The 22,759-nt window shown below is 69.6% G+C and carries 24 protein-coding genes; 5 read left to right on the top strand and 19 right to left on the bottom strand.

The annotated features are described in order from the left end of the window. The 10 genes from H610_RS0111875 to H610_RS0111830 form a co-directional block, all read right to left on the bottom strand. A complete protein-coding gene (locus H610_RS0111875; protein ID WP_028239871.1) occupies window positions 1-801 on the bottom strand; it encodes an HpcH/HpaI aldolase/citrate lyase family protein in 801 nt (266 codons plus the stop codon). Window positions 802-832: 31 nt separating this feature from the next. Beyond that, a complete protein-coding gene (locus H610_RS0111870) occupies window positions 833-2,032 on the bottom strand; it encodes an MFS transporter (RefSeq protein WP_028239870.1) in 1,200 nt (399 codons plus the stop codon). Beyond that, window positions 2,032-2,796, bottom strand: a complete 765-nt coding sequence (locus H610_RS0111865; RefSeq protein ID WP_051231697.1) for a GntR family transcriptional regulator — start codon at window positions 2,794-2,796, stop codon at window positions 2,032-2,034. The genes H610_RS0111870 and H610_RS0111865 overlap by 1 nt, the downstream gene beginning before the upstream one ends. 1 nt (window position 2,797) lies before the next feature. Continuing rightward, the gene (locus H610_RS23800; protein ID WP_043238390.1) at window positions 2,798-3,982 is read right to left on the bottom strand and encodes a CaiB/BaiF CoA transferase family protein; all 1,185 of its coding nucleotides are present in this window, start codon (window positions 3,980-3,982) and stop codon (window positions 2,798-2,800) included. Further along, window positions 3,979-5,130 (bottom strand): acyl-CoA dehydrogenase family protein, encoded by a 1,152-nt coding sequence (locus tag H610_RS0111855; protein WP_028239868.1) that lies wholly within the window; start codon window positions 5,128-5,130, stop codon window positions 3,979-3,981. Before H610_RS0111855 ends, H610_RS23800 begins: the two co-directional genes overlap by 4 nt. A gap of 25 nt (window positions 5,131-5,155) precedes the next feature. Then, complete coding sequence (locus H610_RS0111850) at window positions 5,156-6,565, bottom strand: MmgE/PrpD family protein (protein ID WP_028239867.1); 1,410 nt, start codon at window positions 6,563-6,565, stop codon at window positions 5,156-5,158. A gap of 10 nt (window positions 6,566-6,575) precedes the next feature. After that, on the bottom strand, window positions 6,576-7,847 hold the full coding sequence (locus H610_RS0111845; protein WP_028239866.1) for a TRAP transporter large permease: 1,272 nt from the start codon (window positions 7,845-7,847) through the stop codon (window positions 6,576-6,578). A gap of 9 nt (window positions 7,848-7,856) precedes the next feature. After that, window positions 7,857-8,426: a TRAP transporter small permease gene (locus tag H610_RS0111840; protein WP_236614290.1), complete on the bottom strand. Its 570-nt coding sequence runs from the start codon at window positions 8,424-8,426 to the stop codon at window positions 7,857-7,859. Window positions 8,427-8,430: 4 nt separating this feature from the next. Further along, on the bottom strand, window positions 8,431-9,432 hold the full coding sequence (gene dctP, locus H610_RS0111835; protein WP_028239864.1) for a TRAP transporter substrate-binding protein DctP: 1,002 nt from the start codon (window positions 9,430-9,432) through the stop codon (window positions 8,431-8,433). Between the two features lie 90 nt (window positions 9,433-9,522). Beyond that, window positions 9,523-10,038, bottom strand: a complete 516-nt coding sequence (locus tag H610_RS0111830) for a MaoC family dehydratase (protein WP_028239863.1) — start codon at window positions 10,036-10,038, stop codon at window positions 9,523-9,525. Between the two features lie 211 nt (window positions 10,039-10,249). Between H610_RS0111830 and H610_RS0111825 the strand changes: the two genes are divergently transcribed. Next, on the top strand, window positions 10,250-10,564 hold the full coding sequence (locus H610_RS0111825) for a hypothetical protein (protein WP_028239862.1): 315 nt from the start codon (window positions 10,250-10,252) through the stop codon (window positions 10,562-10,564). Window positions 10,565-10,699: 135 nt separating this feature from the next. Here the strand turns inward: H610_RS0111825 and H610_RS0111820 are convergent, their stop codons facing one another. From H610_RS0111820 to H610_RS0111780, 9 genes are all read right to left on the bottom strand, one after another. Beyond that, window positions 10,700-11,287: a LysE family translocator gene (locus H610_RS0111820; RefSeq protein ID WP_028239861.1), complete on the bottom strand. Its 588-nt coding sequence runs from the start codon at window positions 11,285-11,287 to the stop codon at window positions 10,700-10,702. Between the two features lie 89 nt (window positions 11,288-11,376). Further along, the gene (locus H610_RS0111815; protein ID WP_028239860.1) at window positions 11,377-12,216 is read right to left on the bottom strand and encodes an AraC family transcriptional regulator; all 840 of its coding nucleotides are present in this window, start codon (window positions 12,214-12,216) and stop codon (window positions 11,377-11,379) included. 88 nt (window positions 12,217-12,304) lie between these two features. Further along, window positions 12,305-12,520 carry a TOBE domain-containing protein gene (locus H610_RS0111810; protein WP_028239859.1) on the bottom strand — a complete coding sequence of 72 codons (216 nt, stop codon included), beginning with the start codon at window positions 12,518-12,520 and terminating at the stop codon, window positions 12,305-12,307. Between the two features lie 71 nt (window positions 12,521-12,591). Beyond that, the gene (gene ssuB / locus H610_RS0111805) at window positions 12,592-13,383 is read right to left on the bottom strand and encodes an aliphatic sulfonates ABC transporter ATP-binding protein (RefSeq protein ID WP_028239858.1); all 792 of its coding nucleotides are present in this window, start codon (window positions 13,381-13,383) and stop codon (window positions 12,592-12,594) included. After that, on the bottom strand, window positions 13,380-14,177 hold the full coding sequence (gene ssuC, locus H610_RS0111800) for an aliphatic sulfonate ABC transporter permease SsuC (RefSeq protein ID WP_043238384.1): 798 nt from the start codon (window positions 14,175-14,177) through the stop codon (window positions 13,380-13,382). The genes ssuB and ssuC overlap by 4 nt, the downstream gene beginning before the upstream one ends. A 175-nt stretch (window positions 14,178-14,352) precedes the next feature. Continuing rightward, entirely contained in the window at window positions 14,353-15,501 is a 1,149-nt protein-coding gene (gene ssuD / locus H610_RS0111795) for an FMNH2-dependent alkanesulfonate monooxygenase (RefSeq protein WP_028239856.1), read from the bottom strand. 44 nt (window positions 15,502-15,545) lie between these two features. Then, window positions 15,546-16,529: a sulfonate ABC transporter substrate-binding protein gene (locus H610_RS0111790; protein ID WP_028239855.1), complete on the bottom strand. Its 984-nt coding sequence runs from the start codon at window positions 16,527-16,529 to the stop codon at window positions 15,546-15,548. 157 nt (window positions 16,530-16,686) lie between these two features. After that, window positions 16,687-17,280: an NADPH-dependent FMN reductase gene (gene ssuE, locus H610_RS0111785; protein WP_028239854.1), complete on the bottom strand. Its 594-nt coding sequence runs from the start codon at window positions 17,278-17,280 to the stop codon at window positions 16,687-16,689. 26 nt (window positions 17,281-17,306) lie between these two features. After that, window positions 17,307-17,945 carry a peroxiredoxin gene (locus H610_RS0111780; protein WP_028239853.1) on the bottom strand — a complete coding sequence of 213 codons (639 nt, stop codon included), beginning with the start codon at window positions 17,943-17,945 and terminating at the stop codon, window positions 17,307-17,309. Window positions 17,946-18,912: 967 nt separating this feature from the next. On the opposite strand from H610_RS0111780, the gene H610_RS0111770 reads away from it, so the two are divergent. From H610_RS0111770 to H610_RS0111755, 4 genes are read left to right on the top strand one after another with little or no spacing between them, the layout of a single operon-like run. Then, entirely contained in the window at window positions 18,913-19,980 is a 1,068-nt protein-coding gene (locus H610_RS0111770) for a hemin-degrading factor (protein WP_028239852.1), read from the top strand. Window positions 19,981-19,982: 2 nt separating this feature from the next. Further along, on the top strand, window positions 19,983-20,918 hold the full coding sequence (locus H610_RS0111765; RefSeq protein ID WP_084166441.1) for a heme/hemin ABC transporter substrate-binding protein: 936 nt from the start codon (window positions 19,983-19,985) through the stop codon (window positions 20,916-20,918). Then, window positions 20,915-21,949, top strand: a complete 1,035-nt coding sequence (locus tag H610_RS0111760; protein WP_028239850.1) for a FecCD family ABC transporter permease — start codon at window positions 20,915-20,917, stop codon at window positions 21,947-21,949. The genes H610_RS0111765 and H610_RS0111760 overlap by 4 nt, the downstream gene beginning before the upstream one ends. Next, window positions 21,949-22,716: a heme ABC transporter ATP-binding protein gene (locus H610_RS0111755; RefSeq protein WP_028239849.1), complete on the top strand. Its 768-nt coding sequence runs from the start codon at window positions 21,949-21,951 to the stop codon at window positions 22,714-22,716. Before H610_RS0111760 ends, H610_RS0111755 begins: the two co-directional genes overlap by 1 nt. The last annotated feature ends 43 nt before the right edge of the window (window positions 22,717-22,759 follow it).

Here is a 22,759-nt window from a genome sequence, read left to right as displayed (position 1 = left end):
TCAGGCCGCTCCCTCGAGAATCCGCTGCGCCCGCAGGATCACCGGCAGGTCGATCAGCTTGCCGTCGAGGCTGACCGCGCCGACGCCGGGGTTGGCCTCCACCGCCGCCATCACCGCCCTCGCCCAGGCCAGCTCCTCCGCCGAGGGCAGGAAGCCCTGGTTGATCGGTGCGACCTGCCGCGGGTGCACGCAGAGCTTGCCGCCGAAACCCATGCGGCGGGCGTCGAGCACGTCGGCGTCGAGCCGCGCGGCATCCTCGAGCTGCACGGTCACGCCGTCCACCGGCGGCTCGATGCGCGCCATGGCCGAGGCCAGCACCAGCCGCGAGCGGGCATAGAGCAGTTCCCGACCGTCGCCGAGGATGCCGGTGTCGGCCTGGAAGTCCACCGAGCCGAAGGCCAGCCGGGTGACGCCCGGCACGCCGGCCAGCTCGGCGACGTTCCAGATGCCGCGCGCCGTCTCCACGATCGGCAGCAGCCCCACCGACTCCGGCAGGCGCTCGGCGAGCCGGCGCAGCTGTTCGGCGGTCTCCGCCTTGGGCAGCGACACGCCGAGCAGGCCCGGTGCCTGGAGCAGGCCGCAGTCGTCCTCGTGCCAGTCGGTGTCGCTGCCGTTGAGCCGCACCCAGGCGCGCCCGCCGTGGCCCAGCCAGTCCCGCACGGCCTCGCGCGCCTGGGCCTTGCGTTCGGGCGCGACCGCGTCCTCCAGGTCGAGGATCACCACGTCGGCACCGCTGGCGCAGGCCTTGTCGAAACGGTCCGGGCGCTCGCCGGGTACGAACAGGTAGGAACGTGCGGGCATGCTTTTCTCCTTTGCCAGCAGACAGACAGGCTCAGGCCGGCTCGGACACCTCGACCGGGCGCCGGGCGAAGTGCCCGAGCAGCAGGCCGGTGACCAGCAGCAGGCCGCCGAACAGGGCGTAGCCGCTGGCCAGCGAGCCGTTCGCCTCGGCGACCAGGGCGAACAGCGGCGGACCGGCGACCACGCCGAAATAGGTGAAGAACAGCGTGCCGCCGGTGTACAGGCCGGCGGTGCCGGGTGGCGCCAGGCGGGCGACCTCGGCCAGGTAGACGCCGTTCCAGCCGATCGCGGTGGCGCCGAAGCAGGCGCTGACCACCATCACCGCCAGCAGCGGCCAGTCCGGGCTGAAGGTCGCGGTCAGTCCGGCGGCGGCGGCCATCGCCAGGGCCAGCAGCGGCAGCAGCCGGCGCGGCGCCAGCCAGCGGTCGGCGATCCAGCCCCACAGCAGGCGCCCGCCGACGCCGGCGCCCTGGGTGACGGCGAGCACCAGGCCGGCGGCGGTCAGCCCCAGGCCGTATTCGTGGGTCAGGTAGGTGACGAGATAAGTGGTCAGGCACAGCTGCATGGCGCTGAAGAAGAACGAGCACAGCGCCAGGTCGCGGATGGCGCTGTGGGCGAACACCCGCGCCAGCGGCTGCAGCGGGTTGCCCCGCGCGCGGTGCCCCGGCTGGCGGTCATCGTCGAACGGAGTACGGCACGACTGTGCCAGCACCAGCATGACCGCGCAGGCCAGCGCCACCGCGCCGGCGGCGCCCTGCCAGCTGGTGGTTTCCACCAGGCTCGGCACCAGCGCCCCGGCCAGCACGCCGCCCAGCGGCACGCCGGTCTGCTTGAGCGAAAACATGAAGCCCATCAGGTGCGAGGGCGTGGTACGCACCAGGATGTGCGAACTCGCCGGGGTCACCGGGCCGTAGCCGGCACCGATCAGCACGGCGCTCAGGACCATGCCGGCCAGGGTGCCGGTGGCGGCGCAGGCCAGGCCGGCGGCGCACAGCGCCAGGCAGATCTGACTGACGCGGATAGCGCCGAAGCGCAGCACCCAGGCGCCGCTGAGCAGGCTGGTGAGCATGGCGCTGAAGTAGATCAGCGCGACGAAGACGCCGACCACCGCGGCCGGCACGCCCAGGTCCGCGGCCGCCGCCGGGGCCAGCACCGGCACGGTGAAGGAGGCCATCGAGGCCAGCGCCTGGATCGCCAGGGTGACGACCAGGGGGAGGAAACGGCCGCCCATCAGGCTTCTCCCTGGAAACGCAGGTGCTGGGTGACCGAGTAGCTGAAGCGCGAGCCCGGATGCAGGTTGACCGCGACCTCGAGCAGGTCCTGGTTGGCGCCGAAGTACTTGCGCACCACCAGCAGCCCGGCGGACCCGGGCTCGACCTCCAGCACCCGGGCGTCGGCCTCGCCGATGTTGACCGCGCTGAGCTGCTGGCTGACCTGCACCACGTGCAGGCCGTAGCGCCGTTCGATGAGCGTGTAGATCGGCTCGCTGCCGTCGCCGAGGTCGTCGGCCACGCCGCGGTAGGCGCGGTTGATGTAGACGTCGGTGCGCGCCAGCGTCTCGGTGTCGCCGTCGCGATGACGCAGGCCGCTGACGTGCAGCCAGCTCTGCCCGGGCTTGGCTTCGAGCAGCTCGGCCAGCGCCTCGTCGAGGATGACGTCGTCGATCGAGCTGATCTCCAGCCGCACGTCGCGCACGTACTGGTGCAGGTCGGCGATGCCTTCGCTGGCCTGCACGTAGCGCGGGGCCAGCTGGGTCGCCTTGACCCGCGTGCCCACGCCCTGCTGGCGGGTGATCAGCCCCAGCTCGCTCAAGCGGCGGATCGCCTCCCTGACCGTGTGCCGGCTGACGCTGAACTGTTCGCACAGTTCGTGCTCGGTCGGCAGCAGGCTGCCCAGCGGATAACGCCCGGCCTTGATGTCGTCGACCAGCGCCTGGGCGAGGACGAGGTAGCGGGGTTGTCCGGCGGACAACAGGGAAGGCAGACCCTGGGGCATTTCATTTGACTCCTGCTATGGGTTCGGTGCGCCCCGGCACGCGCCCCAGCTCGGCCAGCAGGGCCTGCGTGTGGGCGCCGAGCGGGGGCGCGGGTTCGGCGGGCAGCGTCTCGCCGGGGCAGCGGATCGGGCAGGCCAGGGTCTTCACCCTGCCCCGCCGCGGATGCTGCATCTCGACGATCAGCCCCTGTTCTTTGGCGAAGGGATTGTCCAGCGCCTGGGCCACGTCGTTGACCGGCGCCGCCGGCACCCGCCCGCCGAAGCGTTGCAGCCAGTCTGCGGTGGTGGCGGTCATCAGCACGGCGTCGAGTTCCTCGGTCAGTTGGTCGCGGTTGGCCAGGCGCGCCTTGAAGGTGCTGTAGCGCGGATCGTCGGCCCATTCCGGCTTGCCGATCAGGTTGGCGAGCACGCCCCAGAACTTTTCCTTGTTGCACATGATGAAGATCCAGCCGTCCTTGGTCCGGTACAGCTGGCTGGGCGTCAGCGACGGGTGGGCCGAACGCGCCACGCGGGTGGTCTTCACCCCTTCATTGAGGTACCAGGTGCCGAGGTAGTTCAGGTTGTGCATCGCCACGTCGTACAGGCTCACGTCTATGTCGCGGCCGACGCCGCTGGCGCGGGCGCCGACCAGCGCCGACACCAGCGCCAGCGCCGCGGTGGTGCCGGTCATCATGTCGATGATCGAGATGCCGAAGCGGGCCGGCGGCCCGCCCGGCTCGCCGGTCAGCGACAGGTAGCCGGCCTCGGCCTGCATCAGATAGTCGTAGCCCGGCCAGGCCGCGCGCTCGCCGTCGCGCCCGTAGGCCGACAGGTGTGCGCACACCAGGCGCGGATTGTGCACCTTCAGGGCCTCGTACGTCAGGCCCAGCTTGCCCGGCAGGTCGCCGCGCAGGTTGTCGAACAGGGCGTCGGCGGTCTTCACCAGCTCATGCAGCACGGCCTGGCCGTCGGCGCTCTTGAGGTCGAGGGTCAGGCTCTTCTTGTTGCGGTTGAAGGACTGGTAGAAGTGGCTGTCGCCCTCGCCGAAGAAGTACGGGCCGACGCTGCGGCCGACGTCGCCGCCGTCCGCCGGGTTCTCGATCTTGATGACTTCCGCGCCCAGGTCGGCCAGGTGCTGGGTACCGAAGGGGCCGGCCCCGTATTGTTCGACGGCGAGGATGCGCACGCCGGCAAGTGGCAAGGTCATACCGGATTCCTCTGGATCAGTTGCTTGGCGATGATGATGCGCTGCAGTTCGTTGGTGCCCTCGCCGATGGTCAGCAGCGGGGCGTCGCGGTACAGTCGTTCGACGTTGTATTCCTTCGAATAGCCGTAGCCGCCGTGCACGCGCAGGGCGTCGGTGGCGTTGCGCAGCGCCGCCTCGGTGGCGAAGTACTTCGCCATGCCGGCCTCCATGTCGCAGCGCTCGCCCCGGTCGAACGCCTGGGCGGCCGACTCCACCAGCAGCCGCGCGGCCTCGACGCGGGTCGCCATCTCGCCGAGCATCAGCTGGATCGCCTGGTGCTCGCAGATCGGCTTGCCGAAGGTCTTGCGGATCTGCGCGTAGGACGCCGACTCCTCCAGCGCCGCGCGGGCCACGCCGACGCCACGGGCGGCGACGTTGATGCGCCCCAGCTCGAGCCCGGCGAGCACCTGCTTGAGGCCCACGCCCTCGACCCCGCCGATCAGGCAATCCACCGGCACCCGGTAGTCCTGGAACACCAGCTCGCAGGTGTCGATGCCGCGGTAGCCGAGCTTCTCCAGCTTGCGGGCGACGGTGAAGCCGGGGCCCTTCTCGGCGATCAGCAGGCTCATGCCCTTGTGCCGCGGCTCGGCGTTGGGGTCGGTCTTGACCAGCAGCGCCAGGCAGTTGCCGTACAGGCTGTTGGTGATCCAGGTCTTGGCGCCGTTGACCAGGTAGTGGTCGCCCTCGCGGCGGGCCACGGTACGGATGCCCTGCAGGTCGGTGCCGGCATCCGGCTCGGTGAGCCCCACTCCGCCGCGCAGCTCGCCGGCGGCCATGCGCGGCAGGAAGCGGTCCTTCTGCGCGTCGGTGCCGTGGCGCTGGATGGCCGAGGCCATGATCAGGTGCGAGTTGATCACGCCGGACAGTGACATCCAGGTCCGCGAGATGCGCTCGACGATGCGCGCGTAGGTGGCGGTGCTCAGTCCCAGCCCGCCGTATTCCTGGGCGATGACGCAGCCGAACAGGCCGAGCTCCTTCATCTTCTCGACGATCTCTTCGGGGTAGATGTCGTCATGCTCCAGCCGGTGCACGTGGGGCTGGACCTCGGTCTCCAGGAACCGGTCCAGAGCAGCCAGAATCATGCCTTCTTGTTCGTTGTAATCGTTCATCTGTTCGCTCTCCTTGGAAGTGGGGTCAAGCACGGGCCGCCAGGGCGCGGGAAAGCTCCCGGGCCGGGGCCTCGTCCAGCTGCAGGACGGCCTGCAGCACGCTGTCGGCGCGCTGGTCGGCGGCGACCAGCGCGAGGTTTTCGCGGAACTTGGCGACGATGTCCGCGTTGCTCAGCGGACGGTCGCAGCCGCCGCGGTTGATCGCCTCGCGATGGCGCAGCACGGTGCCGTCGCGCATCGTCACGATCACTTCGCCGGTGTAGTGGCGCGGGAAGGTCGAATCCGGGTCGGCGGCGTACTCCACCAGGCCGGCGACGCGCAGCACCTCCTTGTCGCCGATGGCCGCCGGATCGATCTCGGCCAGGCCGAAGCGCCCGCGCACCAGGCCGCTGGCCACCGCGTAGGGGATGCTGAACTGGGCGTCGTAGGTGTTCTGCGGCTGGCGCTTGTACTGCTCGGGCTCGCACACCGTTTTGATCACCCCGGCCGGCACCAGCGCCTTGATGTGGGCGATCTGCTGCGGATCGAAGCCGGGCTGCTGGCGAATCAGCACCGCGGCATCGGCGCAGGCATGGGTGAAGTGGCAGGCCGGCAGCGGCTTGACCGAGACGTTCTCGATCTCCCAGCGGCGCCCCAGGCCTTCGGTGGCCAGGGTGTAGTCGCAATTTTCCTCGAGCGGCCCGAGGTGGCTCTTGAACAGCCCGAAGCGCCCTTCATAGACCGCCTTCGGGCCGACGAAGCCGTGCCGCGCCAGGGTCGCCGAGGTGATCCCGGCGACGCCGGCCCAGCCCGGGTGCATGCGCTTGGTCCAGGCGCCGTCCTGGAGGAATTCCATGCTGCCGCTGGCGGTGCTCAGCGCGATGCCCTGGGCCATCGCCAGCTGCGCGGCGTTCTGCCCCTGCAGGCGGCCGGCGATCAGGGTACAGGCGAAGGCGCCGACCAGCCCGGTCGGGTGGAAGCCGATCTGGTGGAAGCCGCCCTTGGCCACCGAGCCCAGCCGGGTGCCGATCTCCATGCCGAGCACGTAGGCGGTCAGCAGTTCGCGGCCGCTCAGGCCGAGGTGCGCGGCGACGCCCAGGGCGGTCGGCAGGCAGCTGGCGGTGGCGTGGATGATGCCCGGCCCGTGGGTGTCGTCGAAATCCAGGCCATGCACCAGGATGCCGTTCATCAGCACGGCATCGCGCAGGCTCAGCCTGGCCGAGAACCCGATGACGTCGCTGTCGCCCTGCCCCAGCTCGGTGACCGCCGCCAGCGAGCGGTGGGCGAAGTCGTAGTGGGTCGAAGCATGGGCGATGCCGACACCGTCGAGCATCAGGTGCCTGGCGCGCTCGCGGACTTCTTCGGGGATGTCTTCGTAGCGCAGGTTGGCGGCGAAGTCAGCCAGCGCGCCGGCGATGAGTTGGGTTGCGTTGGATGTGTCGAGTGCGATGTTCATGTCGTTTTCCTCAGCTGATCAGCGCGAGCGAGATGGCCGGAACGAAGGTGATCAGCGTCAGGCCGATCAACCGGACCAGGTAGAAAGGCAGTACGCCACGGGCGACCTCGTGCACCGGCTGCTTGGTGATGCCGCTCATGACGAACAGGTTGAGGCCGATGGGCGGGGTCAGCGTGGCGATCTCCACGTTGGCCACCATGATCACGGCGAAGTGCATGGGGTTGATGCCCAGGTGGGTGGCCACCGGGAACAGCAGCGGCGCGGTGAGCACGATCATCGCCACGCCGTCGAGGAACATCCCCAGCACCAGCAGCAGCAGGTTGGCCAGCAGCAGGAACTGCCAGGGCTGGATGTCCATGTCGGTGATGAAGGACACCAGGCTGGCCGACACCCCCATGCGCGCCAGGGCGAAGCCGACCAGGCTGCCGCCCATGACCACGGCGAAGATCATGGTGGTCTGCAGCAGCGAGTCCTTGGCCACGTCCCAGATGCCGCCGAGGGTGACGCTGCGGTACACCAGCAGGCAGAGGAACACGGCGTAGGCGGCGGCGAAGGCCGACACCTCGGTGGGCGTCAGGTAGCCGGTGTAGATGCTGCCGAGGATCAGCACCGGCATCAGCAGCGCCGCGCCCGCGCTCGGCAGCTTGCGCGAGAAGGCGCCCCAGTCGGCCTTCTGCACCACGCCGCCGTAGCCGCCGCGACGGGAGAAGACCATCACCGCGATCATCAGCAGCGCCGCTTCCATCAGGCCCGGCAGCACGCCGGCGATGAACAGCTTGTCGACCGGCAGCCCGACGATCGAACCGATGAGGATGAAGCCCAGCGACGGCGGGATCATCAGCCCGAGCGTGCCGCCCACAGCGACGATGGCGGCGGAAAAGCGCCGGGGATAGTTCTCCCGATCCAGGCCGCCGACCGTCGAGGCGCCGATGGCCGCCGCCGAACCGACACTGGAGCCGGACACCGCGGCGAAGAACACGCTGGCGATCATCGCGGTCAGCGCCAGCCCGCCGCGGATCGCCCGTACCACGCTGCCGACCAGTTGGATCAGCAGCTCGGCGATGTTGCCCTTCATCATCAGGTTGCCGGCGAGCACGAACATCGGGATCGCCATCAGCGGGTAGCTGTTGACCGACTTGAAGGCGGTCTGCGCGATCACCGTGGTGGGGACGCCGGCGGCGAACAGGATCAGCCCGGTGGTCACCAGCCCGAGCGCCACCGCCACGTGGGTGCCGATGGCCAGGAACAGCAGCATCGTCACCAGAGCAAGCACAATCAGCATGGTGCTCTCCTAGAGGGGCGAACCCTCGGCCTTGTCGGGGTTGGAGAAGGGGTCCTCGCCGCGCCAGGCGCGCACCGTGCAGCCGATGTAGTAGGTCAGGTACAGCAGCGCCCCCAGCGGCATGATGAGGAACAGCAGCCACACCGGCAGGTCGAGGTTCGACTCGGTCATCATCCCCATCGTGTAGTAGCGATGGACCTGCGGCAGCGAGGCGTAGAACAGCAGGCCGCAGAAGGCGATGCCGACCAGGCTGGCGAGCAGGTGGCAGGTCTTGCGCAGGCGCGGGCCGAGGTGGTCGACCAGCAGCTCGGTGCGGATGTGATGCCCGGCGCGGCCGGTGACCCCGAGGGTGAGAAAGAACGCCCAGACCATCAGGTAGCGCACGCTCTCCTCGGCCCAGAACCAGCTGACGTCGAAGATCGCCCGCGACAGGCCCTCGAACAGCATCACCGCGATCGACACCAGGAACAGGCAGGTGGAGACGTTGTGCAGCGCCCGGCTGCCGAGCAGCCGCCAGCCGGTGCGGGCGGGACGCAGGACCGGCTGGGGCACGGGCGCGTGGGCCTTTTTCGTCGGCACGTATTCAATTCCCATTGCCACACCTCTGCGCGAGTTCGTCGACCTTGGGTTGAACCTCCGGATGCGCCTTGGCGAAGCGCTCGAGGTTGCTTTGCGAGAGCTCCTTCCACTTCTGGACGTCTTCCGCCGAGGCGGTGTGGAACTCGGCGCCCTCGGCCACCATCTTGTCGATCAGCTTCTGGTCCTCGACCGCGACCTCCTGCCACTGCCGGGGAATCATCTCGTCTAAAGCCGCCTCGATCGCCTTCTGCTGCTGCTCGGGCAGGCCCTCGAACCAGCCGCGGTCGACCACCACCGCGTAGGTGCTCATGGACAGGTTGGGCACGTAGTAGGCGTACTTGCCGGTCGAGCCGATCATCTCGGCCCAGCCGGCGGCGGAGGTGAACACGCCGTCGATCGCGCCTTGGGCCAGCGCCGTGCTCATCTCCGAGGCGGCCATCGACACCGGGCTGGCATCGACGCTGCGGATGGTGTCGAGGAACACCCGGCCGCCGGTGACGCGGATCTTGCTGCCCTTGAGGTCCTCGAGCTTCTGCACGTTGCGGTCGCTGAAGATGAAGAACAGGTCGGCGGTGCGCAGCAGCCCAAGGATCTTCAGTTGGCGCGGCTCGACGTAGGACGACAGCAGCTCGGTGAGGCCGTCGGCGTAGCACTGGTTGGCCATGCGCTCGGCGTCGAGGGCGAACGGCAGGTTGATGACCCCGGCCCGCGGATCGATGGACTCGACCCGCACCGACACCGGCCAGACCATGTGCACCGCCCCGGTGCCCAACGCGGCGAGCGCGTCCTGGTCGTTGTAGAGCTGCCCGGCGGGGAAGATCTTGACCTCCAGCTCGCCATCGGTGCCCTTGTCCACCGCCTCGGCGAACTCCTTCATGTAGCGGGTCTTCCAGTGGCTGGCGGCCACCTCGCTGGGCAGCACCAGTTCATCGGCGAACAGGCAGGTCGGAAGGGTGGATAACGAACAGCACGCGACCGTGGCCGCGATAAGGCGCTTGAGCTTCATCTGGGTGTCTCCCCGAATTGTTTTTGTTGAGGAAGTGCGTTCTACAGCTGCAGCGTTGTGTCGGGCCGGCACGCGGTGCCGTCGGCTCGGTCAGTAACCGGCCGCTTCGTCGAGCGTATTGCCCTCGCGTTTCTGGATGAGCGCGGTGCGCTCGAAGGTCATGAACACCGTTCCGTCGGCCTTCTTGCCGGTGGTACGCACCCGGACGATGCCCTGGTTCGGCCGCGAGCGGGACTCACGCTTCTCCAGCACCTCGGATTCGGCGTAGAGGGTGTCGCCGCAGAACACCGGCGCGGTGAGCCGGATGTCGGTCCAGCCGAGGTTGGCGATGGCCTTGCCGCTGACGTCCGGCACGGTCATGCCGAGCACCACCGCCACGGTCAGGCCGCTGTTGACCAGCAGCCGGCCGAACTCGCTTTTTTCGGCGTAGGCGGCGTCGCAGTGCATCGGGTGGTAGTTCATGGTCAGCAGCGAGAAGTGAATGTTGTCGGTCTCGGTCAGCGTCCGTCCGGGGCGATGCTCGTACACGTCGCCCACCTGGAAGTCCTCGAAATACCGGCCGATCTGCCCGCGATAACGGTTCTCGCCCACTTGCTTGACGCCCATGGCAGCTCTCCTTCTTGTTTGTGCAGTTGTATGGATGTCATGTTGTCCGGACAAACTATGGTGAGGAAATCCCGGGGCGTCAAATCGAAAATTCAAACGGCAGTTTGGTCAGGTTTTCGGGGGAAACGGGCACTCCCTGCCCTGCCGGCAGTCCATTGCAACGAGCATCGTGAATTCCCGCCGGCTGGACCGGCGCCATCAGGAGGTAGCCATGCGACTGATCCATCTAGCCCCTGCCGCCCTCGGCCTGCTGCTCATCGGCTGCGGTGCGGACGAACCCGACGAACCCCAGACACCCCCGGCACCGACCACCGAGCAGCCGGCTCCGGCCCCCGCGCCGACCACCCCGCCGCCGGCCGGCGGCACCACCGGCGAGACCGGCCCGGCCAGCGGCGACATCCAGATCGGCGAGCCGGTGAGCCCCGGCAACAGCCCCGCCACCGAAGACATGGAGAATTCCACCGGCGGCGCAACCGGCGGCACCACCACGCCCCCGGCCTCCGGCTCCGGCGGCGCCACCCAGTAACGGCGCCTGGCTCAGGTCTCGCCGGGCAGCGCGCCCGGGGGACCTCGCCCGCCGGAAGCAACCGACGCCCCCGGCGGCTTACCCACCCCTAGGCCGAACGTTGGACAATCTTCGTCCAACGTTCGCCATTCCGTTTCAGCCGAGCAGCCCGGCCCAGGCCGACAGCGCCAGCAGCATCGCCATGCCGCGGTTGAAGCGGCGCATCGCCGCCGGTGAACGCAGCACCCGCGCGGCGCCGCGGCCGAGACAGGCCCAGAGCGCCAGGCAAGGCACCGCCACCAGCAGGAACAACAGCGCGTAGAGGGCGTACTGCCGGGGCCCTGCCTGCTCGCCGGCGAACACCCCGACCACCGCCAGGGCCATCATCCAGGTCTTCGGGTTGACCACCTGCAGCGCCGCCGCGCCGCGCAGGCCGAGCGGCGTCGAGGCGCTTTCCGGCGCCTGCCCGGCGCTGCGGTACAGCTGCCAGGCGAGCCAGGTCAGCCAGGCCGCGCCGACCCAGCCCATGACCTGCTGCGCCAGCGGATGGGCCAGCAGCAGCCGGCCGACGCCCAGCCCCACCAGCAGCACCAGGGTGGCGGCGGCCAGGCTGGCGCCGGCGATGATCGGCAGCGTCGCGCGCCAGCCGTAGGCGGCGCTGTTGCCAAGCACCAGCAGGTTGGTCGGCCCGGGCGTGATCGAGGCGACGAAGGCGAACAGCAGGTAGGGCCACAGCGTGTTCATCGCCGGCCGCCCGGGCGCTGGGGTTGGAACGTGACGAACACCGTCGGCGATCTCCTGACTGACTTTGCGCCAGTCTCGCCGGCCCTCCTTCAGGTGTCTGGAAGGTTCTTGCACTGGCGCCGGTAGGCGGCCGGGGTCAGGCCGTAGGCGCGACGGAACCAGCGTCCGAGGTGGCTCTGGTCGGCGAAGCCGAGGGCCGCCGCCACGTCCACCGCGGCGATGCCGGAGGCCAGCAGCTGGCGCGCGCGAGCCAGCCGCAGCTGCACCAGGTAGGCGTGCGGGGCGAGGCCGAAGGCGGCCTTGAAGGCACGCGTCAGGCGAAAGCGATCCACCCCGCAGGCGAGCGCCAGGTCGTCCAGGCCGATGTCCTCGTCCAGCCGCGCGTGCAGCAGCTCGCGCGCCCGCAGCGCCACCTGCGGGATGCGCGGGTCGTCCTGCATGCGCGACTGCCAGGCCAGGTGCCCGACCATCCGCCCGAGCAGCGCATCCAGCGCCGCCTGCCGCAGCATGCGCGGCTCCGGCCCGCGCAACGCGTGGAAGGCATCGGCGATCAGCGGCACCAGGCGCGGGTCGTGGGTGAGGTTGCGGGCGAAGGTGGGCAGGCAGTCGGCGGGCGCGTCCTCGTACAGCGCGCGCAGTTCGCGTTCCAGCCAGTGCGGATCGAGGTAGAGCATCGAATAGGTGAAGCCGCCCTCGGTGGGCGCGTCGCCGTCGTGGATGTCGCCGGGCTCGAGCAGGAACACCTGGCCCGGGGTGCTGTTGTGCAGCACGCGGCGGCAGCGGAACTGCTGCACGCCCTGCTCGGTGAAGCCGATCAGGTAGCTGTCGTGCCAGTGCGGGTCGTAGGCGTGGCCCTTGAAATGGGCACGCAGCGTCTCGATGCCCGTCTCGCCGTCCCGCGCAATGTCGATCCAGTGCTGGGCGCCCATGCCCCGTCCATCCAGAAGAACCTCGGACCGGTCATCTTAGCGCCGGCGACGGCACGATCTGGAACATTCGTGCACGCCGCCGATCACCCTAAAGCTTGGCGATCGAGACCTCGGTGGACTTGACGAAGGCGATCACCTCGCTGCCCACCTGCAGTTCCAGCTCGCGCACCGAGCGGGTGGTGATCACCGAGGTGACGATGCCGGCGGCGGTCTGCACGTCGATTTCCGACAGCACGTCGCCGGTGATGATTTCCTTGATGGTGCCCTTGAACTGGTTGCGGACGTTGATGGCTTTGATGGTCATGGCATTTCTCCTGGGGGTCGAAAAATGAGCTGGAGGCTGGAGGCTGGAAGTCAGCGCTTTCGCTTTCAGCTTCAGGCTTCAAGCTTGCGGCTGCTTTGCGGCTCGGCGCCGGGCTGGGCGAGGACGCGGTCGAGCACCTCGGCCTCGAGCGCGGCCAGCCGCGCCGAACCACGATGGCGCGGGCGCGGCAGGTCGACCGCCAGGTCCAGGCCGATGTGGCCGTCCTCGATGAGGATCACCCGGTCGGCCACCGCCACCGCCTCGGCGACGTCGTGGGTCACCAGCAGCACGGTGAAGCCATGCTGCTGCCATAGGCGTTCGATCAGTTGCTGCATCTCGATGCGGGTCAGCGCATCCAGCGCGCCGAGCGGTTCGTCGAGCAGCAGCAGGCGCGGCTGGTGGATCAGTGCGCGGGCCAGGGCCACGCGCTGTTTCTGCCCGCCGGACAAGGCCGCCGGCCACTCGTTGGCGCGATCGGCCAGGCCGACCGCGGCCAGTGCCTCGCGCGCCCTGGGCCGCCAGTCGCCGGACAGGCCCAGGCCGACGTTGTCGATCACCCGCTTCCACGGCAGCAGGCGGGCGTCCTGGAACATCAGCCGGGTGTCCTCGCGGGCTTCGGCCAGCGGCACATCGCCGCCCAGCAGACGACCGGCGCTGGGCTGGTCGAGCCCGGCCAGCAGGCGCAGCAGCGTGCTCTTGCCGCAGCCGCTGCGGCCGACCACCGCGACGAACTGCCCGGCCGGGATCTGCAGGTCGATGCCCTTGAGCACCTCCCGCGGGCCGAACGCCTTGCCGATCCCCTCGATGTCCAGCGGCAGGCCGCCCGAGGGCGCGCCCTGGCCGATGCTGTGCAGCGCGGTCATTGCGCACCTCCCTTGGTCTGGTAGGCCGGGTGCCAACGCAGCCAGACGCGTTCCAGCCCGCGAGCGGCGAGGTCGGCCAGCTTGCCGAGCACGGCGTAGAGCAGGATGGCCAGCACCACCACGTCGGTCTGCAGGAACTCGCGGGCGTTCATCGCCAGGTAGCCGATGCCGGAGCTGGCGGAAATGGTCTCGGCGACGATCAGCGTCAGCCACATGAAACCGAGGGCGAAACGCACGCCGACCAGGATCGACGGCAGCGCGCCGGGCAGGATCACCTGGCGGAACAGCGCGAAGCCGGACAGCCCATAGCTGCGCGCCATCTCCACCAGCGCCGGGTCGACGTTGCGGATGCCGTGGTAGGTGTTCAGGTACACCGGGAACAGCGTACCCAGTGCCACCAGGAAGATCTTCGCGCTCTCGTCGATGCCGAACCACAGGATCACCAGCGGGATCAGCGCCAGGTGCGGCACGTTGCGGATCATCTGCACCGAGCTGTCGAGCAGGCGCTCGCCCCATTTCGACAGCCCGGTGACGAAGCCCAGCAGCAGGCCGAGGCCGCCGCCGATGGCGAAGCCGATGCCGGCGCGCCAGCCGGAAATGGCCAGATGCGTCCAGATTTCGCCGCTGACCAGCAGCGCGCGCCCGGCCTCGAGCACCGCGCTGGGCGCCGGCAGGATACGGCTGGAAAGCCAGCCGGTGCTCACCGCCAGTTGCCAGGCGGCCAGCAGGGCCACGGGCAGGAGCCAGGGGGCGATGCGCGTAGCGAGTTTTCCGTTGACGGTTGTTGCAATCATCTTCGTATTCCTGGATCGACGGTGCTTGCCGTTGATTGGAGCCCCTCACCCCAGCCCTCTCCCGGAGGGAGAGGGAGCCTGACGGTGTGGTCGGCCAGCTCGGTGCCAAACCGAAGCTTGGCCAGTTCCCCTCTCCCTACGGGAGAGGGGCTAGGGGTGAGGGACGGACCCGACCTCAACTCGCCGACGTCGCCTTCGGCAGTATGTCGCTGGAGATCATTTCGCCGAACGGGCTGACATAGCCGCGGCTTTGCGGGCGTTCCGGCTGGGCGATGTCCAGGTGCGGGAACAGCAGCTCGGCGACGCGGTAGGCCTCTTCCAGGTGCGGGTAGCCGGAGAAGATGAAGGTGTCGATGCCCAGGTCGGCGTACTCCTTCACCCGCGCGGCCACCGTCGGGCCGTCGCCGACCAGCGCGGTGCCGGCGCCGCCGCGCACCAGGCCGACCCCGGCCCAGAGGTTGGGGGCCACCTCCAGCCGGTCCTTGCGACCGCCGTGCAGTGCGGTCATGCGCTGTTGCCCCACCGAGTCGAAGCGCGCCAGCGAGGCCTGGGCGCGGTCGATGGTGTCCTGGTCCAGGTGGCTGATCAGGCGCTCGGCGGCGGCCCAGGCTTCGTCATTGCTCTCGCGCACGATCAGGTGCAGGCGAATGCCGAAGCGCACCGTGCGCCCAAGCCTGGCGGCCTTCTCGCGCACCTGGGCGATCTTCTCGGCCACCGCCGCCGGCGGCTCGCCCCAGGTCAGGTACAGCTCCACCTGCTCGGCGGCCAGGTCCTGCGCGGCATCCGAGGAACCACCGAAGTACAACGGCGGGCGCGGTTGCTGGAGCGGGGGATAGAGCAGCTTGGCCCCCTTCACCTGGATGTGCTTGCCGTCGTAGTCGACTGTCTCGCCCTCCAGCACCCGGCGCCAGATGCGGGTGAACTCCACCGAGGCCTCGTAGCGCTCGGCGTGGCTCAGGTGCAGGCCGTCGCCGGCCAGTTCGTCCGGGTCGCCGCCGGTGACCAGGTTGAACAGCGCCCGACCACCCGACAGCCGGTCCAGGGTCGCGGCCTGCCGCGCGGCCACGGTGGGCGAGATGATCCCCGGGCGCAGCGCGACCAGGAACTTCAGCCGCTGGGTGACCGGGATCAGCGAGGCGGCCACCAGCCAGGAATCCTCGCAGGAGCGGCCGGTGGGAATCAGCACGCCGCCGTAGCCGAGACGGTCGGCGGCCTGGGCGACCTGCGTCAGGTAGCCGTGATCGACGGCGCGGGCGCCTTCGGCGGTGCCGAGGTACTTGCCGTCGCCATGGGTGGGCAGGAACCAGAAGACGTTCAGGCTCATGTACGTTGCTCCGTGGGGTTGCGAGGCTTACTCGGGGTGCGTGTTCATTCCGGGTACTGGGCGAGGTTCTTCGGCGGCGTCCAGATGACGTCGCGCACGCTCAGGGTCCGGGGAATCAGCTTGAGTTCGGTGAAGGTGTCGGCGATCGCCTGCTGCGCGCGCACCACCTCGGGGCTGATCGGCCTGGCGCCGTAGCCCTGGCGGATCACCGCGAGGCGGGTGATGTCGGCCGGCAGCCCGAGCAGCGGTGCCACCTGGGCGGTGGCCTCGTCCGGGTTGGCCTCGACCCAGGTGCCGATGTCGCGGATCTCGTCGATCAGCGTGCGCAGCACCTCGGGATGCCGTTCGGCGAAGGGGCGCGCGGCAAGGTAGAACTGGTGGTTGCTGACCAGGCCCTGGCCGTCGCGCAGGGTGCGTGCCTGCAGCTGCGCCTCGGCGGCGGCCTGGAACGGGTCCCAGATCACCCAGGCATCCACGCTGCCGCGCTCGAAGGCGGCGCGCGCGTCGGCCGGCGGCAGGTAGACCGGCTGGATGTCGCCGTAGGCCAGGCCGGCCTCCTCCAGCGCGCGCACCAGTAGGTAGTGCACGTTGGAGCCCTTGTTCAGCGCGACCTTCTTGCCCTCGAGTTCCTTGACCGAGCGGATCGGCGAATCCTTTGGCAGCAGGATCGCCTCGCCGCTGGGCGCTGGCGGCTCGTGGGCGACGTAGAGCAGGTCGGCGCCGGCGGCCTGGGCGAACACCGGCGGCGTCTCGCCGGTCACGCCGAAGTCGATGGAGCCGACGTTGAGGCCTTCCAGCAGCTGCGGGCCGCCTGGGAACTCGGTCCATTGCACGCTGACGCCCTGCCCCGTCAGCCGCTTCTCGAGCGTGCCGCGGGCCTTGAGCAGCACCAGGGTGCCGTATTTCTGATAGCCGATCCGCAGGATGGTGTCCTGCTTTGATTGGGCCTGTGCCTGGGTCAGAGCGCCGAAGGAAAGGGTCGCGGCAAGCAGGGCGACCAGTCCTCGACGCAAGGTGTTGGTGCGCATGGCACGCTCCTTGAAGTCTGGGTTGGGTTCACGACCTGCTTGCCCGTTGGCGGGCGAGTAAGGGTTTTCTTTTAGCGGCAAGCTACAAGCTGCAAGCGGCAAGAAAAGGCGCCGCCGGTCCGGCTCGAGGCTTGCCGCTCGAAACTTTCAGCTGCTTTCAGATGCTCCATTGCGCGCTGTTCAGGCGCTCCGGCAGGAGGCCCGGATCGATGGGGCCGGGGCGACGCGCCAGCGCCGCGTGCAGTTGTTCCAGCCCCTCTTCCAGCCGCGCACGCAGCTCCGGCTCCAGGCTCGAGGGACGGCCCGGCTCGCCGTAGTGGATCTGCGCGTCGACGGCGTACACGCCCTGCAACATCTCCTGCGCCTTCAGCGCGGCAAGCACCGGCTTGAGCGCGTAATCGACCGCCAGCATGTGGGCCACGCTGCCGCCCGAGGCCATCGGCAGCACCGCCTTGTGCGTCAGGGCACGCTCGGGCAGCAGGTCCAGCAGCACCTTGAGCGCGCCGGCGAAAGACGCCTTGTAGATCGGCGTGGCGATCAGCAGGCCGTCGGCCAGCGTCACGTGCTCGACGAAACGGCGCACCAAGGGGCTGTCGAAGCGGGCGTGCAGCAGGTCCTCGGCGTCGAAGTCGCGAACCCGGTAGCTCACCACCTCGATGCCCCGGCGCTGCAGCCAGTCACGCCCGTGCTCCAGCAGCACGCCCGAGCGGGAGCGCTGGCTGGGACTGCCGGCGAGGGATACGACCAACATCGGTATGTCCTTTTTCGGCTGCCGGATCAGCGGTTCGGTTGCGGGGTCAGGCGCAGGTACGGCTTGACCGCACGGTAGCCCTTGGGGAAGCGCTGTTTGATTTCGTCCTCGTCCTTGAGCGAGGGCACGATCACCACCTCGTCGCCGTCCTGCCAGTTGGCCGGGGTGGCGACCTTGTGGTTGTCGGTCAGCTGCAGCGAGTCGATCACCCGCAGGATCTCGTTGAAATTGCGCCCGGTGCTCGCCGGGTAGGTGATGGTCAGGCGCACTTTCTTGTTCGGGTCGATGACGAACAGCGAACGCACCGTGAGGGTGTCGTTGGCGTTCGGGTGGATCAGGTCGTACAGCTCGGACACCTTGCGGTCGGCGTCGGCGATGATCGGGAAGTTGACGACGGTGTTCTGCGTCTCGTTGATGTCGTCGATCCAGCGGACGTGCGAGTCGACCGGGTCGACCGACAGGGCGATGGCCTTGACGTCGCGCTTGGTGAACTCGTCGCGCAGCTTGGCGGTGAAGCCGAGCTCGGTGGTGCACACCGGGGTGAAGTCGGCCGGGTGCGAGAACAGCACGCCCCAGCTATTGCCCAGCCACTCGTGGAAGCGAATCCTGCCGATGGTGGAATCCTGTTCGAAATCGGGGGCGACGTCGCCGAGGCGAATACTCATGGGTCTTGCTCCTTCAAGGTGTCGGTCGGGGTGGCTCACTATGTGCAGAATCGGACCGGATTAAAAAGAATAAATAACGATTTATTAATAACTGAACAGACTTAAAAAAAGGCCAGGCATCGCCTGGCCAAATCCCCTGTTGCCCGCAACGGTTCATGACGAATGGGAGCGATGCAGCTCGGTCAGAGCCTGCGCGCGCAGCTGCGCCAGCTCGGGGGCACGCCGGTCGCGCGGACGTTCGAGCGGCACCGGCGTCTCGCACTGCACGCGGCTGGGCGTGCCGCGGGCAGCACCGCTTTTCCCTTCTCCCTCGGGAGAAGGTGGCCCGCAGGGCCGGATGAGGGCGATGCGCGGTGCAGGACCGGTTCGCGGCCAAGGCCTGTGTGCGGTCTTGACCGCGAATGGTATCCGGTCGCAGGCAGAGCCTGCTCCTACAGGGGGAGCGTCGTGCCGGTGTGCCGCGGGCAGCACCGCTTTTCCCTTCTCTCACCGGGAGAAGGTGGCCCGCAGGGCCGGATGAGGGTGATACGCGGTGCAGGACCGGTTCGCGGCCAAGGCCGCGGTGCAGGACCGGTTCGCGGCCAAGGCCTGTGTGCGGTCTTGACCGCGAATGGTATCCGGTCGCAGGCAGAGCCTGCTCCTACAGGGGGTCGTCGAAGGCGCGGGCAGCACCGTTTTTCCCTTCTCCCACCGGGAGAAGGTGGCCCGCCGGGTCGGATGAGGGTAATGCGCCGTGCAGGACCGGTTCGCAGCCAAGGCCCGCTTCTACAAGAACGGGTGCCCCTCCCTGGCCGCCGCCCAGCGTCAGGCCAAGCTTGCCGTTCTGCCAATGGCCAGTCCAACGACCAGTACCCCAAACACAAATAATTCTCATTGCCTCATCCGCACTTTCCGCGCATGCTTTCGGGCCAACCGGTACGCCACGCCGACTGACATCCGATTCACGCATCCAAGGAGGAGCCTTTCGATGAACGTCCAGACGTCGACTGCCGCAGGCAACGAGATCTACCTGGCGTGGCAGGTGCTGCTGCGCGAGGAACCGCGGCTGCGGGCCCGCGAGGCCGCCGAGCGCCTGGCGGTGAGCGAGGCGGAGCTGGCCGCCAGCCGCCTGGGCGTGGATGCGGTGCGCCTGCGGCCGGACTGGAAGGAACTGCTGCCGGCACTCGGCGAGCTCGGTTACGTCATGGCGCTGACTCGCAACGAGCACTGCGTGCACGAGCGCAAGGGCCACTACCGCGAGGTGACCATCGGCGGCAGCGGGCAAATGGGGCTGGTGGTTTCGCCGGACATCGACCTGCGCCTGTTCCTCGGCGGCTGGGCCAGCGTCTTCGCCGTCGAGGAGCAAGGCCGGGACGGCGTCCAGCGCAGCATCCAGGTGTTCGACCGCCAGGGCATGGCCGTGCACAAGGTCTACCTGACCGAGCGCAGCACGATCTCAGCCTGGGCGCCGCTGATCGAGCGCTTCCGCGCCGAGCGGCAGAGCGCCGAACTGGACCTGGAACCCCTCGCCACGCGCGAGCCCGTGCGCCCCGACACGGCAATCGATGCCGAGGCACTGCGCCACGGCTGGGCCGGACTGAAGGACACCCACCACTTCTTCGCCCTGCTGAAGCAGCATGGCGCGGCGCGCACCCAGGCGTTGCGCCTGGCCGGCCGCGATTGGGCCGAGCCCCTGCCTCCCGAGGCGCTGCCGATGCTGTTCGAGCAGGCCGCCGCCGACGGCGTGCCGCTGATGGTGTTCGTCGGCAACCGCCACTGCATCCAGATCCACACCGGCGAGGTGCGCAACCTGCGCGTGTTCGGCGAGTGGTTCAACGTGCTCGACGATGAATTCAACCTGCACCTGAAGACCGCCGCGGTGAGCGAGCTCTGGCGCGTGCGCAAGCCGAGCAGCGATGGCATCGTCACCAGCTGGGAGGCCTTCGACGCCGACGGCGAGCTGGTGCTGCAGCTGTTCGGCGCACGCAAGCCGGGCATTGCGGAGCGCGAGGACTGGCGCGCGCTGGCCGAAAGCGTGCCGGCGCAGGAGCGCTGAGCATGGGCGTCACGAACGTGAGCGTCTCGATCGGTAGACGGCGGCTCGGTCCGGCGCTGGCGCTGCTCGCCGCCCTCGCCTGGCTACCGGGCGCGCGGGCGGACGACGCCCTGCCGCAGCGCTGGGTCAGCGCAGGGGGTTCCATCAGCGAATGGGTGGTGGCGCTGGGCGGCGAGGACCGGCTGGTCGGAGTCGATACCACCAGCCTGCATCCGGCCTCCCTGCAGGAGCTGCCCAGCATCGGCTACCAGCGCCAGCTGGCTGCCGAGGGCATCCTGGCGCTGCGCCCGGACCTGCTGCTGGGCAGCGAGGAAATGGGGCCGCCGCCGGTACTGGAGCAGCTGCGTGCCGCCGGCGTGCGCCTCGAGACCCTGTCGGCCCAGGCCGACCTCGCCACGCTGGAGGACAACCTGACCCGCCTCGGCGCCCTGCTCGGTGAGCCGCAGCGCGCGCGGCAGGCGCTGGCCGCCTTCCGCTCCCGGCTCGAGGCGCAGGAGGCCTGGATCGCCCAGGCGCAGCGCAGCCAGGAGGCCCCCGGCGTCCTGCTGCTGCTCGGACACCCCGGCGGCAGCGCCATGGCCGCAGGCCCCGACACGGCCGCCGCCTGGCTGATCGAACGGGCCGGCGGACGCAACCTGACCACCCACAGCGGCTACAAGGCGCTGTCCAGCGAGGCGCTGCTGGCATTGGACCCGGACGTGGTGATCTTCACCGACCGGCGGCTGCTGGAAGCCGACGAGGCCCGCCAGGCGCTGCTGCGACAGAACCCCGCGCTGGCGTCGACCCGCGCCGCCCGCGAGGGGCGCCTGGTCGCGCTGGACCCGACCCTGCTGGTCGGCGGCCTCGGCCCGCGTGTGCCGGAGGGGCTGGCAGCCTTGTCGGCAGCCTTCTATCCTGCCAGCTCGCCATTGCCCGCCGAAACCACGCCCGCCCGATGACCCCTGCCCTACGACCGCGCTCACTGTTCATCGCACTGGGCCTGCTGCTCGCGCTCGCCCTCTGGGGATCGCTGGCCCTCGGCCCGGTCAGCCTGCCGCTGGGCGAAACGCTGCAGGCCGCGCTGCGCCTGCTCGGCCTGCCGCTGGGCGGCAGCGAGCTGAACCAGGCGCAGCTGATCGTCGGACAGATCCGCATGCCGCGCACCCTGCTCGGCCTGGCGGTCGGCGCGGTGCTGGCGCTGTGCGGCGTGGCGATGCAGGGGCTGTTCCGCAACCCGCTGGCCGACCCCGGTCTGATCGGCGTGTCCAGCGGCGCGGCCCTGGGTGCGGCCATCGCCATCGTCGGCGGTGCCGCGTTCGGCGGCATTCCGGAGGCGATCGCGCCCTACCTGCTGTCGCTGTGCGCCTTCGTCGGCGGCCTCGCCGTCACCGCGCTGGTCTACCGCCTGGGCCGGCGCGACGGCCTGACCAGCGTGGTCACCATGCTGCTGGCCGGCATCGCGCTCAACGCGCTGGCCTTCGCCTGCATCGGCCTGTTCACCTACCTGGCCGACGACGCCACCCTGCGCACCCTGACCTTCTGGAACCTGGGCAGCCTCAACGGCGCCAGCTACGCCCGGCTCTGGCCGCTGCTGCTGGTGGCCTTCGCCGTGGCGCTCTGGCTGCCACGCCGGGCACGGGCGCTGAATGCCCTGCTGCTGGGCGAATCCGAAGCACGTCACCTGGGCTTCGAGGTCGAGCGACTCAAGCGCGAGCTGGTGTTCTGCACCGCGCTCGGCGTCGGCGCCGCGGTGGCCGCGGCCGGCATGATCGGCTTCATCGGTCTGGTGGTGCCGCACCTGGTGCGCCTGCTGGTCGGGCCCGACCACCGCGTCCTGCTGCCGGCCTCGATGCTGGCCGGCGCCAGCCTGCTGCTGCTCGCCGACCTGGCGGCGCGGCTGGTGCTGGCGCCGGCGGAGCTGCCCATAGGCATCGTCACGGCGCTGATCGGCGCGCCCTTCTTCCTCTACCTGCTGATACGGGGGCGCTGATGCTGCAGGCCGAAGCGCTGTCGATCCACCGCGGCGGACGCACGGTGCTGGAAGGCGTCGACCTCGCCCTGCAGCCCGGTCGGGTGCTCGGCGTGCTCGGGCCCAACGGCGCCGGCAAGAGCACCCTGCTCGGTGCCCTGAGCGGCGAACTGGCGCCGGCCCACGGCCATGTCCGCCTGCACGGGCGGCCGCTGGAGCAGTGGTCGGGCAGCGAGCGCGCGCGCTGCCTGGCGGTGCTGCCGCAGAGTTCGACGCTGAGTTTCGGCTTCCGCGTCGAGGAGGTGGTGGGCATGGGCCGCCTGCCCCATGCCACCGGCCTGGTGTGCGATCGGGAGATCGTCGAGGCGGCGCTGCGCGCGGCGGACGCCGCGCACCTGTTCGGTCGCAGCTACCTGGCGCTGTCCGGCGGCGAACGCCAGCGCGTGCACCTGGCGCGCGTGCTCGCCCAGCTGTGGCCGGGCGCGCAAGGGCAGACGCTGCTGCTCGACGAGCCGACCTCGATGCTCGATCCGCTGCACCAGCACAGCATCCTGCAGGCCACCCGCGCCTTCGCCGCCCAGGGCGCGGCGGTGCTGGTGATCCTCCACGACCTCAACCTGGCGGCGCGCTACTGCGACCGCCTGCTCCTGCTGCAGGACGGCCGTCCCCAGGCGCTGGGGTCACCAGACGAGGTCCTCCGCCCGGAACCGCTGAAGCAGGTGTTCGGCCTCGATGTACTGATCCAGCGGCATCCGGAACAGGGCCATCCGCTGATCGTGGTGCGCTGAATCCGGCCCTGCCCTGCCAGTGCCCCCTCGAAGGGGGGCCTGC

This window comes from Stutzerimonas azotifigens DSM 17556 (assembly GCF_000425625.1).
Taxonomy (GTDB): domain Bacteria; phylum Pseudomonadota; class Gammaproteobacteria; order Pseudomonadales; family Pseudomonadaceae; genus Stutzerimonas; species Stutzerimonas azotifigens.
The sequence above is the reverse complement of the archived record's forward strand: the minus strand, read 5'-3'. Positions and strand labels throughout refer to the sequence as shown.

Coding starts and splice junctions, on each gene's coding strand:
- H610_RS0111875 (WP_028239871.1), bottom strand. CDS start 801: ATGCCCGCACGTTCCTACCTGTTCGTACCCGGCGAGCGCCCGGACCGT.
- H610_RS0111870 (WP_028239870.1), bottom strand. CDS start 2,032: ATGGGCGGCCGTTTCCTCCCCCTGGTCGTCACCCTGGCGATCCAGGCG.
- H610_RS0111865 (WP_051231697.1), bottom strand. CDS start 2,796: ATGCCCCAGGGTCTGCCTTCCCTGTTGTCCGCCGGACAACCCCGCTAC.
- H610_RS23800 (WP_043238390.1), bottom strand. CDS start 3,982: ATGACCTTGCCACTTGCCGGCGTGCGCATCCTCGCCGTCGAACAATAC.
- H610_RS0111855 (WP_028239868.1), bottom strand. CDS start 5,130: ATGAACGATTACAACGAACAAGAAGGCATGATTCTGGCTGCTCTGGAC.
- H610_RS0111850 (WP_028239867.1), bottom strand. CDS start 6,565: ATGAACATCGCACTCGACACATCCAACGCAACCCAACTCATCGCCGGC.
- H610_RS0111845 (WP_028239866.1), bottom strand. CDS start 7,847: ATGCTGATTGTGCTTGCTCTGGTGACGATGCTGCTGTTCCTGGCCATC.
- dctP (WP_028239864.1), bottom strand. CDS start 9,432: ATGAAGCTCAAGCGCCTTATCGCGGCCACGGTCGCGTGCTGTTCGTTA.
- H610_RS0111830 (WP_028239863.1), bottom strand. CDS start 10,038: ATGGGCGTCAAGCAAGTGGGCGAGAACCGTTATCGCGGGCAGATCGGC.
- H610_RS0111825 (WP_028239862.1), top strand. CDS start 10,250: ATGCGACTGATCCATCTAGCCCCTGCCGCCCTCGGCCTGCTGCTCATC.
- H610_RS0111820 (WP_028239861.1), bottom strand. CDS start 11,287: ATGAACACGCTGTGGCCCTACCTGCTGTTCGCCTTCGTCGCCTCGATC.
- H610_RS0111815 (WP_028239860.1), bottom strand. CDS start 12,216: ATGGGCGCCCAGCACTGGATCGACATTGCGCGGGACGGCGAGACGGGC.
- H610_RS0111810 (WP_028239859.1), bottom strand. CDS start 12,520: ATGACCATCAAAGCCATCAACGTCCGCAACCAGTTCAAGGGCACCATC.
- ssuB (WP_028239858.1), bottom strand. CDS start 13,383: ATGACCGCGCTGCACAGCATCGGCCAGGGCGCGCCCTCGGGCGGCCTG.
- ssuC (WP_043238384.1), bottom strand. CDS start 14,177: ATGATTGCAACAACCGTCAACGGAAAACTCGCTACGCGCATCGCCCCC.
- ssuD (WP_028239856.1), bottom strand. CDS start 15,501: ATGAGCCTGAACGTCTTCTGGTTCCTGCCCACCCATGGCGACGGCAAG.
- H610_RS0111790 (WP_028239855.1), bottom strand. CDS start 16,529: ATGCGCACCAACACCTTGCGTCGAGGACTGGTCGCCCTGCTTGCCGCG.
- ssuE (WP_028239854.1), bottom strand. CDS start 17,280: ATGTTGGTCGTATCCCTCGCCGGCAGTCCCAGCCAGCGCTCCCGCTCG.
- H610_RS0111780 (WP_028239853.1), bottom strand. CDS start 17,945: ATGAGTATTCGCCTCGGCGACGTCGCCCCCGATTTCGAACAGGATTCC.
- H610_RS0111770 (WP_028239852.1), top strand. CDS start 18,913: ATGAACGTCCAGACGTCGACTGCCGCAGGCAACGAGATCTACCTGGCG.
- H610_RS0111765 (WP_084166441.1), top strand. CDS start 19,983: ATGGGCGTCACGAACGTGAGCGTCTCGATCGGTAGACGGCGGCTCGGT.
- H610_RS0111760 (WP_028239850.1), top strand. CDS start 20,915: ATGACCCCTGCCCTACGACCGCGCTCACTGTTCATCGCACTGGGCCTG.
- H610_RS0111755 (WP_028239849.1), top strand. CDS start 21,949: ATGCTGCAGGCCGAAGCGCTGTCGATCCACCGCGGCGGACGCACGGTG.